The sequence below is a fragment of the Homoserinimonas aerilata genome (genome assembly GCF_006716125.1).
In the GTDB taxonomy this organism is placed as follows: domain Bacteria; phylum Actinomycetota; class Actinomycetes; order Actinomycetales; family Microbacteriaceae; genus Homoserinimonas; species Homoserinimonas aerilata.
Map to the genome: position 1 here is coordinate 348449 of NZ_VFOM01000001.1, position 15348 is coordinate 363796.

Below are 15348 nucleotides of genomic sequence, written 5' to 3' on the forward strand. Positions count from 1 at the left end.
CATGTACAGGGCGATAGCGAAGAACAAACGAAACACAGTCTTCATCATCCTGCTGTTCCTGATCATCATCGCGGGTCTCGGCTTCGTGGCGAGCTACATCTGGGGCGGCGGCAGCTGGGGCATCTTCATCGGCACGATAGTGGGCTCGCTCATCTACGTGGCGATCCAGTACTTCGCTGCGAGCAGCCAGGCGGTCGCACTCGCCGGCGGGCGGCAGATCACGAAGGCGGATGACCCGAGGCTGTACCGCACGGTCGAGAATCTGGCGATCACGAACGGCATGCCGATGCCGAAGGTGTACATCATCGACGACCCCGCGCCGAACGCCTTCGCGACGGGCCGCGACCCCGACCATGCGATCGTGGCGGCGACGACGGGCCTGCTCGCGATCATGGACAACGCCGAACTTGAGGGCGTGATGGCGCACGAGTTGGGTCACGTCAAGAACTACGACATCCGCGTCTCGACGATCGTGTTCGGCCTGGTCGTCGCGATCGGCTTCATCGCTGACATCCTGCTGCGTATGTCGTTCTTCGGCGGCGGCAACCGCAACAACAACAACGGCGGCAACCCGATCATGCTCATCCTGGGGCTCGCGGCGATGATCATCGCGCCGCTCGCGGCCTCGCTCGTGCAGGCCGCGGTGTCGCGTGAGCGCGAATATCTGGCGGATGCGACGGGTGCGATGACGACGCGGCACCCGGATGCGCTCGCGAGCGCCCTGCAGAAGCTGGGCGAGTACGGCCGCCCCATGAAGCGACAGAACACGTCGATGGCGCACCTGTGGATCAGTAACCCGGCCAAGCCGAGCGCCATGAGCCGCCTCTTCTCGACGCATCCGCCGCTGGAGGAGCGCATCGCCCGCCTCGGCAGGATCGGCACGAGCTTCTAGCGGTTTCGCTTCTGGCTGAAGCCTCGTGGCTGGGAGCCCGCTGAGTGATTCCTCCGCAGCACGCGGCTAGCGTGGTGTGTGCATGCGCTGCGGCACACCGCCGCGACGCGGAGGGAGAGAATCACGATGAAGGCATCGAAGAAACTGTCCGACAGCCTGCAGGCCGTGCTGGTCGATCTGATCGAGCTGGGCATCCAGGGCAAGCAGGCGCACTGGAATGTGGTCGGCAAGAACTTCAGGGACATGCATCTGCAGCTCGACGAGATCATCGCGGTCGCCCGCAGCTCGTCCGACACGGTGGCCGAGCGGATGCGCGCCCTCCACGCCCTGCCGGATGGCCGTTCTGAGACGGTCACCAAGACGACGACGCTGCCGAAGTTCCCGGATGACCAGGTCGACACCTCGACGGTGACGAACCTGGTGACGGAGCGGCTGGAGGCTGCTGCTGCGACCTGCCGTCGCGTGCATGACGATGTCGATGAGGCCGACCCGACGAGTGCGGACATCCTTCATGCGATCATCGAGCAGCTCGAGCAGTACGCCTGGATGGTCAGCGCGGAGAACCAGAAGCCGCGCAAGCGCACCCCCTGACGCCACCCGCTGGTTGAGGAGCGAGGAACGAGCGTCTCGAAACCCGGTGGGTTGAGGGGCACGAAGTGCCGTCTCGAAACCTGCTGCGATCGGCCTGGGTTTCGAGACGACCTCGTTCCTCGGTCCCTCAACCCGCGGGTGATTTCGCTGGTTGAGGAGCGAGGAACGAGCGTCTCGAAACCTCGTCCGCGAGTAACCTCACCCCGTCGGCGTCGGCGTCGGCGTCGGCGTCTGCGCCTGCAGCCCCAGCTCTGACGCGACGGCCTCGGCGAGCGTGCCGCGCCGCATGACTTCGACACGTTCGAGCCCCTGCCACTGGGCGGTGCGTTCGAGCAGTGGTGCGAGCCGGGCGGCGGCCTCTTCTGGCGCTCCCGGTTCGGCCCAGGCTGATTGCACGCGCAGTACGCGGTTCTGTCGGTCGCTTTTGAGGTCCACTCTTCCGACGATGTCGTCGTCGATGAGCAGAGGAAGGCTGTAGTAGCCGTACACCCGCTGGGGTGCCGGCGTGTAGATCTCGATCCTGTAGTGGAAGTCGAAGAGGCGTTCTGCTCGTGCCCGTTCCCAGACGACGGGGTCGAAGGGGGACAGCAGCGCCGTCGTCTCGATGCGGCGGGGCAGGCGGGCGTCGCGGTGCATCCAGGCGGGAACGGCCCGGTTGCCGCGCTGCCAGCTTTCGACGGTGACGGGCACGAGCACGCCTTCGTCGACGAGGCTGCGGATGGCGGGCAGGGCGTCGTTCGCCTTGAGGCGGTAGTAGTCGGCGAGGTCGCTCGCGGTTCCGACCCCGTGGGCGCGGGCGGATTGTTCGATGAGTTGCCGGTGCGCTTCTGCTTCTGTCACCTCGCGACGGAGGATGTCGGGTGCGAGTATCTGCTCGGGCAGGGCGTAGCTGCGTTCGAAGCGTGTGCGCCCTGCTGTGACGAGTTCGCCCCAGCGGAACATGGTCTCGAGGCCGCGTTTGACGTCGGACCATCCCCACCATGGCCCGCTGCGCTTGTTGGCGTCGTGTTCTATGGCACTGGCGGGCAGGGGGCCCTTGTCGGCGAGTTCGGCGCGAAGCCACTCCATCATGGGGCCGTTCGTGTGCGCCCAGTGGTCGTCTCGTCGCATGGCGTCGTCGCGGTAGCGCTGCATGCGCCAGCGCATGAGCGGCCAGCTCTCGATCGGGATGACAGCGGCCTCGTGCGCCCAGTATTCGATGTGGTCGCTGCGTCGGCTGAAGGTGAGCCGGTCGAGTTGGGTCTTGTCGTAGGGTCCGAGCCTGGCGAAGGCGGGCAGGTAGTGGCTGCGTTCGAAGACGTTGACGGAGTCGAGTTGCAGTAGGCCGAGTCGCCCGATGAGTGAGCGCAGCTGCCTGCTTCCGACAGAGGCGGGAGCGGGTCTGTCGAAGCCCTGCGCGGCAAGTGCGATGCGTCTGGCCTGCGCGCTGCTCAGGGTGCGGACGGGGTGGTGCCCGGGGGCGGAGGGGGTCGTTGCCACTGTTCGAGACTACTGAGCGCCGCCGACATCCGTGCCCCCGGCATCCGCATCGATACGGGCGCATCGAGTTCACCTTCCGTTCACCGGGGTGCCGCCACCAGTACAGAGGCGAGTTCTAGCCTCGGCGGAGGCCCACCCGGTTACCCACTGTTCGCACACAGCGCGAGCGGCCGGCGACGCCCATAGAGGAGTCCTGTGAACACGTCACGCACATTCAAGAAGGGTCTTGCGACTGTCGCCCTGATCTCGGCGGCCGCCATCACGCTCAGCGGTTGCGCAAGCACTGAGGCGAACGCCTCGGATGCTGCCGCCGCCACCAGCGCGGCTGACCTCGGGGGCCTCGACGCCCTCATCGAGGCGGCGAAGGCGGAGGGTGAGCTCAACGTCATCGCGCTTCCCGAGAACTGGGCCAACTACGGCAAGATCATTGCCGCGTTCGAGAAGAAGTACGGCATCACCGTGAACTCGGCCGACCCGGATGTCTCGAGCGCCGAGGAGATCCAGGCCGCCGAGAACCTCAAGGGCCAGGACACTGCCCCTGACGTGTTCGACCTCGGCAGCGCTGTCGCCCTCGACAGCCTCGACCACTTCGCGCCGTACCAGGTCGAGACGTGGGATGACATCCCGGCCGATTACAAGGAGTCGACGGGTCTCTGGGTCTACGACTACACGGGCCTCATGTCGATCGGCTATGACGCGGGTGCCGTCTCGGCTCCGACGAGCATCGATGACCTGCTGGGCGCCGAGTACAAGGGCAAGGTCGCGATCAACGGCGACCCCACCCAGGCTGGTGCAGCTGCGGCGGCCGTCAACCTGGTCGCGCTGCAGAACGGCGGCTCGGCGGATGACATCCAGTCCGGCATCGATTTCTTCGCCGAGCTGAACGCGGCCGGCAACTTCCTGCCGCTCGACCCGACCCCGGCGACGATCGCCTCCGGCGAGACGCCTGTCGTCTTCGACTGGAGCTACAACAACCTCGCCGAGGCGGAGGCCAACAAGGGCCAGCGCGACTGGAAGGTCACCGTGCTCCCCGGCGTCGCCGTCGGCAGCTACTACAACCAGGCCATCAACAAGGATGCCCCGCACCCGGCGGCCGCCCGCCTGTGGCAGGAGTTCATCTTCTCGGATGAGGCGCAGAACCTGTACCTCGCCGCCGGCGCCTACCCGGTCCGCCTTGCGGCCATGGTCGAGGTCGGAACCGTCGATGAGAAGGCGCTGAAGGCTGTCGGTGAGGCTCCTGCCGACATGGTGCAGTTCACGGGCGCGCAGACGGAGGCGGCTTCGGCTCTCCTCGCCGAGAAGTGGGCTGCGGCGGTCAACTGACAGTCTGCGGCGACGGCATCCGTTCATGACGACTGCTGCTCCGGCACGGCGTTCGGGGTGGGCCCTTCTCGGGCTCGCCCCGTTCGCGGTGTACGTTCTGCTCTTCCTTGCCATCCCCACCGTGTTGGCCCTGGCGACGGGCTTCTTCGATGGGGAGGGTCTCTTCACCCTCGACAACATCATTGCGCTGGGCAGCCCGGTCATCCTTGACACCTTCGTGAGCTCGTTCTGGGTGTCGGCGGTGACTGCCATCATCGGCGCCGTCGTGGGTGCCCTCGTCTGTTACGCGCTGTTGGCGGCCCGACCCGATGGCCTGCTTCGCACCGTCGTCGATGGACTGAGCGGTGTGCTGGCCCAGTTCGGCGGCGTCATGCTCGCCTTCGCCTTCATCGCGGCGATCGGCACGCAGGGCCTCGTCACGCGGTGGCTGATGGATGCCTTCGGTATCGATATCTTCGAGAACGGCGTCTGGCTGTACCAGGTTCCGGGCCTCCTGCCGGTGTACATCTACTTTCAGGTGCCGCTCATGGTGATCACGTTCATGCCGGCGATGGAGGGCCTCAAGCCGCAGTGGGCGGAGGCCACAGCCACGCTCGGCGGCACCCGGTTCAGTTTCTGGGCGCGCATCGCCGCCCCCATCCTGGCCCCCTCCTTCTTCGGCAGCCTGCTGCTGTTGTTCGCGAACGCGTTCTCCTCCTACGCCACGGCGGCCGCCCTCATCAGCCAGGGTTCGCAGATCGTGCCGTTGCAGATCCGCGGTGCGCTCATCAGCGAGACGGTGCTGGGGCGCGAGAACATGGCCGGTGCGCTCGCGCTCGGCATGATCATCGTGATGATCGTGGTCATGGTCGGCTATTCGCTGTTGCAGCGACGCACCGAGCGGTGGCAGCGGTGAGCGGCCGGCCGGTGTCGGCGGCTCCATCCCGACTGACCCGCACGATCATCCTCGTCGTCGTCGGGCTGGTCTTCGCGATCCCGATCGTGGCCATGCTCGAGTTCACGCTCCGCGCGGGGCTCGACGGCGGCTACGATCTGCGCCATTGGCTCGACGTGATCGACCCCGAGAACGAGCGCAGGTATCGCGTGCTGTTCACGGGCATCCTGAACTCGCTCGTCCTTGCGCTCGTGACGGTGGGCATCGTCGTGCTGCTGCTCGTGCCGACGATGGTGCTCGTCACGCTGCGCTTCCCCAAGCTGGTGCGCCCGCTCGAGCTGCTGTGCCTCGTGCCGATCACGGTGCCGGCGATCGTGCTGGTGGTGGGCCTCGCGCCCGTCTATGCGGTCGTGTCGCGCGTGTTCGGCAGCTCTGCCTGGACTCTCGCCTTCGCCTACGGCATCACCGTGCTGCCCTATGCGTACCGGGCGGTGCAGTCCAATCTGGGCGCCGTCGACGTCACGACGCTCAGCGAGGCGGCCCGCTCGCTCGGCGCCGGCTGGGGAACCGTTCTCGTGCGCGTCATCGTGCCGAACATCCGTCGCGGCATCCTGTCGGCATCCGTCATCTCGGTCGCCGTCGTGCTCGGCGAGTTCACGATCGCGTCGCTGCTGAACCGTCTCAACCTGCAGACGGCGCTCGTGCAGGTGTCGCGCACCGACGCCTACGTCGCCACGATCTTCGCCCTGCTCGCGCTCGCCTTCGCGTTCGTGCTGCTCTTCGCCATCGGTCGCGGGGGAGCCTCGCGCCGCGCCAGGAAGGACCCATGACCATGCCAGCATCCTCACCCGCGGAGGCGCCCACGCTCGTCTCGCAGGGAACCCGTGTGGAACTCCGCGACGTCGTCAAGGACTATTCGGGGCATCGCGCGCTCGCGGGCGTGAACCTCACGCTCGAACCGGGCGAGTTCGTCGCCCTGCTGGGCCCGTCCGGCTGCGGCAAGACCACGGCGCTGCGCAGTGTCGCCGGCCTCGAGAGCCTCACCTCGGGCAGCATCCTGCTCGACGGCGTCGACGTGGCGGGCCTGCCCACGAACAGGCGCGACATCGGCATGGTGTTCCAGTCGTATTCGCTGTTCCCACATCTGACGGTCGTCGAGAACATCGAATTCGGGCTCCGGATGCGCAGGGTCGCCGCCGCAGAACGCCTCGAGAGGGCGCACGAATCGCTCGCCCTCGTCGGGCTCGGGCACCTCGGCTCCCGGTACGCGCACCAGCTCTCCGGAGGGCAGCAGCAGCGCGTGGCGCTGGCCCGTGCCCTCGTGACGAAGCCGCGCGTGCTGCTGCTCGACGAGCCGCTCTCGGCGCTGGATGCGAAGGTGCGGGTGCAGCTGCGCGACGAGATCAAGCGAATCCAGGGTGAGCTGGGCATCACAACCCTCTTCGTCACCCACGACCAGGAGGAGGCGCTCGCCGTCGCCGACCGGGTCGCCGTGATGCGCGAGGGCGACATCGAGCAGATCGGCACGCCGGAGCAGCTCTACACGACCCCGGCTTCGTCATTCGTGGCCGAGTTCGTGGGGCTGAGCAACCGGGTCGCGGCGCGCGCCGAGTCGGGGCGGGTCACGGCGCACGGCCAGTGGTTCGAACAGCTGGGTGAGCCGCTGCCCGACGGGCCGGTCACGGCGTACATCCGTCCGGAGGACGTGCTCATCGAGCAGAGCGGCATCGGGGAGGATGCTTCGGGCGAGCCGGCCACGGTCGTCGCCAGCAGCTTCCTCGGCTCTCTGCGTCGCACGCAGCTGCGCCTCGCAGACGGCTCGCTGCTGTCGGCCCAGCACGGCGTCGACATCGTGCCGCAGCCCGGCGATGCCGTGCGCGTGCGCTTCCTGGGCAGGCCGGTGGCCGCATCCGCCGCCTGATCTCGGGCGAGAGAGCACAAGGATTCCACCTTCGGCATATAGTACGAACGCCCAGGGATGCGCATTTAGACTGAGTCGGTGATATTCGGCAGGAGCAAGCCCACATCATCCGCCATCGAACGCGCTCGCATCGAGGAGGCTGTTCCCCCCGGCATGCGAATCGCCGGGGCCTGGTCGTGGCGCATCCTCGTCATCGCCGGCGTCGTCGCCCTTCTGATCTTCCTGATCATGGAGCTGCGGGTCATCGTCATCCCGCTCATGGTCTCCATCCTGGTGAGCGCGCTGCTGGTGCCGTTCTCCCACTTCCTGCAGCGGCACGGCTGGCCCAAGTGGTTGGCGATCGTCACCGCTCTGGTCGCCACGATCGCGGTCATCACGGGGCTCGTCTGGCTCATCATCTGGCAGGTGCGCGCGGGGCTTCCCGAGCTGCAGGCGCAGTCGCTTGAGGCATGGGACGAGTTCAAGCAGTTCCTGCTCGACTCGCCGCTGCATCTCACCGACGCGCAGATCAGCCAGTACGGCATGCAGCTGTGGGAGACCGTGCAGCGTGACAGCGCGGTCTGGATCAGCGGGGCGGCGTCGATCGGCTCCTCCGCAGGGCACTTGATCGCCGGGCTGTTCCTGGTGATCTTCGCCAGCATCATCATCCTCATCGACGGCAAGGGCATCTGGGCCTGGATCGTGCGCATCTTCCCGCGCCGCGCCCGCGCCGCCGTCGACGGTTCCGGCAGGGCCGGCTGGGGCACCCTGACCGAGTTCGTGAAGGTGCAGATCTTCGTGGCGGCGATCGATGCCGTCGGCATCGGCCTGGGCGCGGCCATCCTGCAGCTTCCCCTCGTCATCCCGATCGCGGTCGCCGTGTTCCTCGGCTCCTTCGTGCCGATCGTCGGAGCGGTGCTCACGGGCGCCCTCGCCGTCTTCGTCGCGCTCGTCTTCAAAGACGTCGTGATCGCGATCATCATGCTCGCCATCGTGCTTCTCGTGCAGCAGGTCGAGAGCCACATCCTGCAGCCGCTCATCATGGGCAACGCCGTGAAGGTTCATCCGCTGGCCGTCGTCTTCGCGGTCGCCGGGGGCGGCTACCTGGCGGGCATCCCCGGGGCGCTGTTCGCGGTGCCCGTGGTCGCGACACTCAACACGATGATCTCCTACATCGCGCGGGGCAGATGGCGTGCGGATGCTTCTCCCGGGCTTCCCGCGATCGTCAAGGCGCGGCGCGGCTCCTCACCTGCCGCATCGTCGCCCGCCTCGGAGAGCGTGTTCGATGACTGAGGCCGCGGCCGTCGCCCCCGGGCGTCCTGTGCCCGGCCCCACGCTGGCCGATTTCGAGGCGGCGCGTGGGCGCGTCGACAGGGTCGCTCAGCTCACGCCGATGGAGAGTTCGCGCTATCTCAGCGACCTCGTCGGCGGCCCCGTGCACCTCAAATGTGAGTCACTGCAGCGCACAGGCTCCTACAAGATCCGTGGTGCCTACAACCGCCTGTCTCAGCTGAGCGAGGAGGAGCGTGCCCGCGGTGTCGTCGCCGCCTCCGCCGGCAACCACGCGCAGGGTGTGGCCTTCGCGGCGCGCGAGCTCGGCATCAAGGCGACCATCTTCATGCCCGTCGGCGTGGCCCTGCCCAAGCTGCAGGCGACGCGCAACTACGGTGCGGAGGTCATCCTGCGCGGTCACACCGTCGAGGAGCCGCTGCGGGCCGCTGCCGACTACGCCGAGACGACGGGTGCCGTGCTCATCCCTCCCTTCGACCATGCGGATGTCGTGGCCGGCCAGGGAACGTTGGGCCTGGAGATCCTCGATCAGGTTCCCGATGTGGAGACCGTCATCGTCCCGATCGGCGGGGGAGGCCTCGCTGCGGGCGTCGCGAGTGCTCTCACCCAGAAGCTGGCCACCATGGGGCGGCGCATCCGGGTCATCGGCGTGCAGGCATCCGGTGCGGCCCCCTACCCGGAGTCGCTGCGCCTGGGCGAGCCGACCCCCGTGGTGGTCGAGCCGACGATCGCCGACGGTATCGCCGTCGCCAAGCCGGGCCTGCTCAACTTCGAGATCATCCGCGAGGTCGTCGACGAGGTCGTCGTGGTGACGGATGACGACATCGCGCGGGCGCTTCTGGTGCTGCTCGAGAGGGCCAAGCTTGTGGTGGAGCCGGCCGGCGCGGCCGCGGTCGCCGCGATCCTCACCGGGCAGGTCGTCGGCACCGGCGTGACGGTCGCGATCCTGAGCGGCGGCAACATCGACCCGCAGGTCATGGAGCGCATCATCTCTCGCGGCCTCGTCGCATCCGACCGCTATCTCAAGATCAGGCTCATGCTGCCCGACCGCCCCGGCCAGCTTGCGCGCATCGCCGAGCTCATCAGCGAGGCGAACGCCAACGTCGTGGAGGTGCTGCACACGCGGCACGGCCGCAACGCGCTCATGGGTCAGGTCGGTATCGAGCTGAGCGTGGAGACGCGCGGGCCCGAGCATGTGCAGCGGGTTCTGGAGCGTCTGCGCGAGGCAGACTACGACCCGCGCATCGACTTCTAGGCTCACCGCTTAAAGCGTTCAGCGGGCCGGGAATCCCCGACCCGCTGAACGCTGTGGTGTGGGAGCTACGGGCGGTAGGTCTCGACCTTGTCGATCTTCACCGTGATCTCGCGGCCGTTGGGCGCGATGTAGCTGGTCTTGTCGCCGGCCCTGAGACCCAGGATGGCCTCGCCGAGCGGGCTGCCCTCGCTGTAGACGTCGAGGTCGTCGGCGGCGTCCTCGTCGACGATCTCGCGGCTGCCGAGCAGGAACACCTCCTCGTCGCCCATGACCTGGGCGGTGACGACGGTTCCGGATGCGATGACGCCGTCTTCTGCGGGCTCGCCCACCTTCGCGTGGCGCAGCAGCTCGGTGAGCACGCGGATGCGCGCCTCGATCTTGCCCTGCTCCTCCTTGGCGGCATGGTAGCCGCCGTTCTCCTTGAGGTCGCCCTCTTCGCGTGCCGCCTCGATGCGCTTCGCGATCTCGGAACGGCCCTCACCCTCGAGCTGTGCCAGCTCGGCGGCGCGGCGGTCGAATGCCTCTTGGGTCAACCAGGTTTCGGTGATCTGCCCGGACACGATGTACTCCTAAAAAAAGGGAACCGTCCGCCTCCCGGCCGTGGCGATCCCCGGAGGGGTGCTGGGTGGGAAGGAACGGTCCATGGCTGTATACGTCTCCCTCTCGGCGGACCGTGGCAGGAGTCGTATAAACGAATGAGACCGGCCCGTCAGGCCGATCTCTGGATCGAATACACCATTTTAGGCGGGCCAGCAGCGATAGAGCAAGCCTGTTACGCCCAGCTCGGTGCTGCGCACCGTCTCTGTCATGCTCTGCGTGTACTTCTCGGATGCGGGGATGTCGACGATCTTCCAGCCGACGATGGCGTGCTGTTCGTTCTGCACCTGCAGGGCACATTCGGCCCTGGTGCCAGCCGCCATCGACACCTCGAACGACACCGTGACGGTGCTGTCGTCGATGATGCTGTGACCGATGTCGCGGGCATCGATCGTTGCACTCGTGCCGTCGAAGGCGACCCAGACGACCCAGGCGGCGAAGACGGCGACGAAGCCGAGGCCCACGATCCAGGCCACCAGCCGGGTGCGTGCCGCGCGGGCGGGGGTGCGACCGTATCGCGCCTCTATTTCGGTGCGGGCGTCGAGTTCGGCGCGGGAGGGGGCATCCGCCGTCTGCTCTCCTGTCGGAGTGGCAGTGTTGTGGTTCCGGCCCGGCTGGTCCGCGTCTGTCACCTGTTCCCCTTACGCTTGGGTACAAGGCTATTCGAATTGAAGGAGCACGGTGACCCGGCGCTTACTTGCGGTGCACGCCCATCCCGACGACGAGTCGAGCAAGGGCGCAGCCACCTCTGCCTTCTACCTGGCGCAGGGCGCCGAGGTCATGGTCGTCAGCTGCACGGGGGGCGAGCGCGGCGACGTGCTGTGGCCGGGCCTCGACCCGCGCGCCATGGCCGATCGCGACATGGCCGGCCACCGCCGCTACGAGATGGCGCGCGCGCAGCAGGTGCTGGGCGTGCAGCACCGCTGGCTCGGTTACACCGACTCCGGCCTGCCGCCCGAGGGTGAGCCGCTGCCCGCGAACTGCTTCGCCGTCATCCCGCTCGAGCATTCGGCCGCCCCGCTCGTGAAGCTCATCCGCGAGTTCCGGCCGCAGGTGCTCGTGACCTACGACGAGAACGGCGGCTACCCGCATCCTGATCACATCAGGACGCACGAGGTGTCGATGTTCGCGGTCGACGCTGCGGCCGACCCTTCGCGCTATCCGGAGGCGGGCGAGGCCTGGCAGGTGTCGAAGGTCTACTACGACAGGGGCTTCAACTCGAGCCGCATCGGTGCGCTCGCGGATGCGCTGGTCGCCGCCGACGCCGACTCGCCGCTGCTCGAAGAGATCGAGCGGATGCGCGGCTGGATGGGTGAGCGGCCAGACACGTCGACGACGCATGTGCCCTGTGGCGAGTTCTTCGCGGTGCGCGACGACGCCCTGCGGGCGCACGCGAGCCAGGTGCCGCCCGACAGCAGTTTCTTCTTCTGGCCGATCGAGCTGCAGCAGCAGGCGTGGCCGTATGAAGACTACGAACTTGTGCGTTCGCTCGTCGAGTCGACGCTGCCGGAGAGCGACCTCTTCGCCGGAGTCGTCACAGAATCAGCTCAGGAGGCCCAGGCGTGAGCCCTGCAGTCATCGCCCCATTCGCGGCGGCCCCGTTCGTCATCGATGCCGTCGTGCGGCTCGCAGACAAGGACGAGGGTTTCGACCTCGACTCGGTGACCCCGGGAGTGGTCGGCTTCTTCGCGACATTCCTCATCGCCGCAGTCACGGTCCTGCTGCTCATCGACATGAACCGCAGGGTGCGCCGCACGCGCTACCGCACCGAGATCCGCGAGCGGCTCGCGGCAGAGCGCGAAGTCGGCGAGCAGGGCACCGCTGAGACCGAGGCACCCGCTCCCGAGGCACCCACCAACCCCACCGACCCGGCCGACCCCACCCCCTAAGCACCTGCCGACCCCACCGACCCGGCCGACCTCACCCCCTAAGCTCCTGAAGCATCCGCTCCTGAAGCATCCGCCAACCCCACCTCCATCTCCTAAGCTCGCGGTCCGCGCCGCCGGATGCTTCGGCAGGAGATTCTGCGCGACGCGCCGCTGATGCGGCTGCGGGTGCGGCGTGGCGGCGAAGATCTCCTGTTGAGTGAGAGCAGAGAGCAGAGAGCAGAGAGCAGAGAGCAGAGAGCAGAGAGCTGAGAGCAGAAAGCAGAGAGCAGAAGCGGGAGCGCGAGCAGGCGCTGAGAGCAGAGAGCAGGGGCGGGAGCTCAGCCCCCGTACACCGGGTTCGCCGCGATGAGCAGGATCGCTACCCAGTGGCACAGGAACGCCGCGAGTGTGAGCGCGTGGAAGATCTCGTGGAAGCCGAAGTGCCCGGGGAACGGGTTCGGCCGCTTGGTTCCGTAGGCGACGGCGCCGATCGTGTAGCAGAGCCCGCCGATGACGATGAGCGTCATCATGGCGGCGTTCGCGGTGAAGAAGTCGACGATGAACATGACGGCCGCCCATCCGAGCAGCACGTACAGCGGCACGTACAGCCAGCGGGGTGCGCCCACCCAGAACACCCTGAAGCCGATGCCGAGCAGTGCGCCGCCCCAGACGAGTGCCAGCAGCATCCATGATTTCTCGGGTGGAAGCGCGAGCACGGTGATGGGCGTGTATGAGCCTGCGATGAGCAGGAAGATGTTGGCGTGGTCGAAGCGCTTGAGCATGCGCTTGGTCTTCTCGCGCCAGTTGAAGCGGTGGTAGAGGGCTGAGACGCCGAACAGCATGAGTGATGAGGCCATGAACACGGCGGATGACCATTTGGCGGCGGTGCCGTCGGCGAGCACGATGAGGATGATCCCGAGCACGATCGCCACGGGGAAGGTTGCGGCGTGTATCCATCCGCGCCAGCTCGGCTTCACGTCGGCGGCGACCGGGTGGCGTTCGAGTTCGTCGTCGAGCAGGGGGATGTTCGGCAGTTCTGCGCCCGGTTCGCGGTCGACGGATGCTGTGGTGTCGCGCTCGGGCTGCGCCGGTGTCGTCATGCAGAAAATTCTAGGGGTGCGACATCGGCGCACCCTGTGACGGACGGAGCATCCGGATCGCGGCACCGAAATCGGTGGGCTGAAAGTCGATCCGCCCGCCGTGCCGTGGGCTAGCGTAGACCCGTGCAGAAACGGGACGTACCGATCGGGCGAGGCATTCTCTACGGTCTCTACCAGAACCGCATCCGGCGCTGGCTCAGCACGCAGGAGTTGCCGAAGCATGTGGCGATGATCCTCGACGGCAACCGCCGTTGGGCGCGGCAGCGTTCCCTTGGCGCCGCCGCCTACGGGCATCGGGCTGGCGCGGCCAAGTTCCGCGAGTTCCTGGTGTGGTGTGATGACCTCGACATCCAGGTGGCGACCCTCTACCTGCTGTCGACCGACAATCTGTCTGGTCGCGCATCCGAGGAGCTTGATGGTCTTTTCGAGATCATCGCCGACCTGGCGGAGGACCTTTCGCACTACCGCGACTGGCGGGTGCAGCATGTGGGTTCGGCGGATGGCCTGCCTGAGCCGCTCGTGCACGCGCTGCATGCGGCGGAGACGCGCACGGAGGGCAACAAGGGTCTGCACATCAATCTGGCGGTCGGCTATGGCGGTCGGCGGGAGATTGCGGATGCGATGCGCAGCGTCGTCAGGGATCACATCGCGAGCGGCGGCACGATCGACACGCTCGCTGAGATCCTCACCCCCGAGTTGATCGGCAACCACCTGTACACGGGCGGGCAGCCTGACCCGGATCTGGTCATCCGCACGTCGGGTGAGCAGCGGCTGAGTGATTTCATGCTGTGGCAGAGCGCGCACAGCGAGTTCTATTTCGTTGAGGCGCTCGGGCCGGATCTGCGCGAGGTGGACTTCCTGCGCGCGCTGCGTGACTACGCGACCCGCAACCGGCGGTTCGGTTCGTGAGCGAAGCGCGCGCCGGCACGGTCGAGGAGTTCGCGGCGCAGTTCGACGAGGAGCCCGGCTACCTGGATTTTGCACGGCTCGGCCCTCTCGGCCTTGCCGTTGTCGAGGAGGAGCGGATGCACGCCGAGTTCCTCAGGCGGGCCCGCTTCGGCAGCCTCGACCAGCTGCTGGGGCAGGATGTCCGCGTGCGCGAGGCGGCATCGGTCCTGACGGGTTTCGCGCCGGAGCAGATCGTGTTCCAGCCGGATACGAGCACGGGGCTCATGCACGCCATGTTCGGCCTCACCGGTCAGGTGGCGCTCTCGCCGGCCGAGTTCCCGAGCCTGCGCTACGCGGTTGTGCGCGCCCAGCAGGCCCTCGGCCTGCTCTCACCCGTCTGGCTGGAGGCGGAGCACAACAGGGTCACGCCGGGCACGCTGCGCGAGCAGCTCACCCCGGAGGTCACGGCTGTCGCGGTCAGCCTGGTCGACTACCGCACCGGTTATCTCGCCGATCTTGACGGCATCCGGCAGGTCATCGGCGACAGGCTGCTGATCGTGGATGCGGTGCAGGGTTTCGGCGTCGTCGACGCCCCGTGGGAGCTTGCGGATGTTGTGGCGAGCGGTGGCCAGAAGTGGGTGCGCGCCGGTATGGGCACGGGCATCCTGGCGCTGAGCGATCGTGCCGCCGAGCGCCTGGTGCCGATGCTGTCTGGCTGGATGGCGGGGCCGGATGTGCAGGAGGGCGAGGATGTTGCGGATGCTGTGGCCGGCGCGGGCGCGTTCCGCATCACCCACCCGAATCCGATAGCCCAGGCTCGGATGGGTGCGGCGATGGAGGCGATCTCGCTCGCCGGAATCGACCGGGTACAGGCGGCGATCTCAGCCAATGTGGATCGCGTGCTCGCGCTCGTCGACGAGTTCGGCATCCCTGTGACATCCCCGCGCAGTGAGGCGGAGCGGGCCGGCATCATCGTGTTGACGCCCGCCCCCGATCAGTTCACGGTTCTGTCGGCGGCCCTGTACAACCACGGAATCACGGTCTCGCAGCGCGACGGCAGCATCCGCATCAGCGTTCATGTGTCGACGAGCGAGGAGACCTTCGAGCTTCTCCGGTCGGCGCTGCTGGGCTTCGCGAGCGCGACGCGCGCCTGACGCGAGCCTGACTCGCCCCTGAGGCATCCGTTCATCTTCCCGCACTGTTCACCTTCCCGTAACGGGGCGCGGGGCGTGTCGGTGCGGCTGCGGCGCCGCGACGGACGTAGCGTCAGTGTCATCAGGTATGGCGCCTG

General features: G+C 67.4%; 16 protein-coding genes. 12 read left to right on the forward strand and 4 right to left on the reverse strand.

Features of this window, described 5'->3' with window-relative positions; translation table 11 throughout:
- The first annotated feature begins 1 nt into the window (after position 1).
- Both FB562_RS01640 and FB562_RS01645 read left to right on the forward strand, forming a co-directional pair.
- Positions 2 to 892, forward strand: coding sequence for a M48 family metallopeptidase (locus tag FB562_RS01640; protein WP_141879551.1), 891 nt, complete (start codon positions 2 to 4; stop codon positions 890 to 892).
- A 126-nt stretch (positions 893 to 1018) separates the two neighbouring features.
- Positions 1019 to 1483, forward strand: coding sequence for a Dps family protein (locus tag FB562_RS01645; protein WP_141879552.1), 465 nt, complete (start codon positions 1019 to 1021; stop codon positions 1481 to 1483).
- A 198-nt stretch (positions 1484 to 1681) separates the two neighbouring features.
- Here the strand turns inward: FB562_RS01645 and FB562_RS01650 are convergent, their stop codons facing one another.
- Positions 1682 to 2962 (reverse strand): winged helix-turn-helix domain-containing protein, encoded by a 1281-nt coding sequence (locus FB562_RS01650; protein ID WP_246081294.1) that lies wholly within the window; start codon positions 2960 to 2962, stop codon positions 1682 to 1684.
- 195 nt (positions 2963 to 3157) lie between these two features.
- Between FB562_RS01650 and FB562_RS01655 the strand changes: the two genes are divergently transcribed.
- From FB562_RS01655 to ilvA, 6 genes are all read left to right on the forward strand, one after another.
- The gene (locus FB562_RS01655; RefSeq protein WP_141879553.1) at positions 3158 to 4285 is read left to right on the forward strand and encodes an ABC transporter substrate-binding protein; all 1128 of its coding nucleotides are present in this window, start codon (positions 3158 to 3160) and stop codon (positions 4283 to 4285) included.
- A 25-nt stretch (positions 4286 to 4310) separates the two neighbouring features.
- Positions 4311 to 5180 (forward strand): ABC transporter permease, encoded by an 870-nt coding sequence (locus FB562_RS01660; RefSeq protein WP_141879554.1) that lies wholly within the window; start codon positions 4311 to 4313, stop codon positions 5178 to 5180.
- Positions 5168 to 5989, forward strand: coding sequence for an ABC transporter permease (locus FB562_RS01665; protein WP_342777270.1), 822 nt, complete (start codon positions 5168 to 5170; stop codon positions 5987 to 5989). The genes FB562_RS01660 and FB562_RS01665 overlap by 13 nt, the downstream gene beginning before the upstream one ends.
- A complete protein-coding gene (locus FB562_RS01670) occupies positions 5986 to 7080 on the forward strand; it encodes an ABC transporter ATP-binding protein (protein ID WP_425459809.1) in 1095 nt (364 codons plus the stop codon). The genes FB562_RS01665 and FB562_RS01670 overlap by 4 nt, the downstream gene beginning before the upstream one ends.
- Positions 7081 to 7158: 78 nt before the next feature.
- Positions 7159 to 8352: an AI-2E family transporter gene (locus FB562_RS01675; protein ID WP_246081295.1), complete on the forward strand. Its 1194-nt coding sequence runs from the start codon at positions 7159 to 7161 to the stop codon at positions 8350 to 8352.
- Positions 8345 to 9604 (forward strand): threonine ammonia-lyase, encoded by a 1260-nt coding sequence (gene ilvA, locus FB562_RS01680; RefSeq protein ID WP_141879555.1) that lies wholly within the window; start codon positions 8345 to 8347, stop codon positions 9602 to 9604. Before FB562_RS01675 ends, ilvA begins: the two co-directional genes overlap by 8 nt.
- A gap of 65 nt (positions 9605 to 9669) precedes the next feature.
- On the opposite strand, the gene greA is transcribed toward ilvA, so the two are convergent.
- Both greA and FB562_RS01690 read right to left on the reverse strand, forming a co-directional pair.
- The gene (greA, locus tag FB562_RS01685) at positions 9670 to 10164 is read right to left on the reverse strand and encodes a transcription elongation factor GreA (RefSeq protein WP_246081296.1); all 495 of its coding nucleotides are present in this window, start codon (positions 10162 to 10164) and stop codon (positions 9670 to 9672) included.
- A gap of 180 nt (positions 10165 to 10344) precedes the next feature.
- Positions 10345 to 10833, reverse strand: a complete 489-nt coding sequence (locus FB562_RS01690) for a DUF4307 domain-containing protein (RefSeq protein ID WP_141879556.1) — start codon at positions 10831 to 10833, stop codon at positions 10345 to 10347.
- Between the two features lie 49 nt (positions 10834 to 10882).
- Here FB562_RS01690 and mca point away from each other — a divergent pair, with 49 nt between their 5' ends.
- Positions 10883 to 11767: a mycothiol conjugate amidase Mca gene (gene mca, locus FB562_RS01695; protein WP_141879557.1), complete on the forward strand. Its 885-nt coding sequence runs from the start codon at positions 10883 to 10885 to the stop codon at positions 11765 to 11767.
- The gene (locus FB562_RS13580) at positions 11764 to 12090 is read left to right on the forward strand and encodes a hypothetical protein (protein ID WP_185740421.1); all 327 of its coding nucleotides are present in this window, start codon (positions 11764 to 11766) and stop codon (positions 12088 to 12090) included. Before mca ends, FB562_RS13580 begins: the two co-directional genes overlap by 4 nt.
- A 317-nt stretch (positions 12091 to 12407) precedes the next feature.
- Here FB562_RS13580 and trhA read toward each other — a convergent pair whose 3' ends face one another.
- Positions 12408 to 13169: a PAQR family membrane homeostasis protein TrhA gene (trhA, locus tag FB562_RS01705; protein WP_141879558.1), complete on the reverse strand. Its 762-nt coding sequence runs from the start codon at positions 13167 to 13169 to the stop codon at positions 12408 to 12410.
- Positions 13170 to 13292: 123 nt separating this feature from the next.
- On the opposite strand from trhA, the gene FB562_RS01710 reads away from it, so the two are divergent.
- The gene (locus tag FB562_RS01710) at positions 13293 to 14078 is read left to right on the forward strand and encodes an isoprenyl transferase (RefSeq protein WP_141879559.1); all 786 of its coding nucleotides are present in this window, start codon (positions 13293 to 13295) and stop codon (positions 14076 to 14078) included.
- Entirely contained in the window at positions 14075 to 15211 is a 1137-nt protein-coding gene (locus FB562_RS01715; protein ID WP_141879560.1) for an aminotransferase class V-fold PLP-dependent enzyme, read from the forward strand. The genes FB562_RS01710 and FB562_RS01715 overlap by 4 nt, the downstream gene beginning before the upstream one ends.
- Positions 15212 to 15348 lie beyond the last annotated feature (137 nt).

What these genes read in the sequence shown, in the direction of transcription:
- FB562_RS01640 (WP_141879551.1), top strand. Translation starts at nt 2, where the DNA reads ATGTACAGGGCGATAGCGAAGAACAAACGAAACACAGTCTTCATCATC.
- FB562_RS01645 (WP_141879552.1), top strand. Translation starts at nt 1,019, where the DNA reads ATGAAGGCATCGAAGAAACTGTCCGACAGCCTGCAGGCCGTGCTGGTC.
- FB562_RS01660 (WP_141879554.1), top strand. Translation starts at nt 4,311, where the DNA reads ATGACGACTGCTGCTCCGGCACGGCGTTCGGGGTGGGCCCTTCTCGGG.
- FB562_RS01670 (WP_425459809.1), top strand. Translation starts at nt 5,986, where the DNA reads ATGACCATGCCAGCATCCTCACCCGCGGAGGCGCCCACGCTCGTCTCG.
- ilvA (WP_141879555.1), top strand. Translation starts at nt 8,345, where the DNA reads ATGACTGAGGCCGCGGCCGTCGCCCCCGGGCGTCCTGTGCCCGGCCCC.
- trhA (WP_141879558.1), bottom strand. Translation starts at nt 13,169, where the DNA reads ATGACGACACCGGCGCAGCCCGAGCGCGACACCACAGCATCCGTCGAC.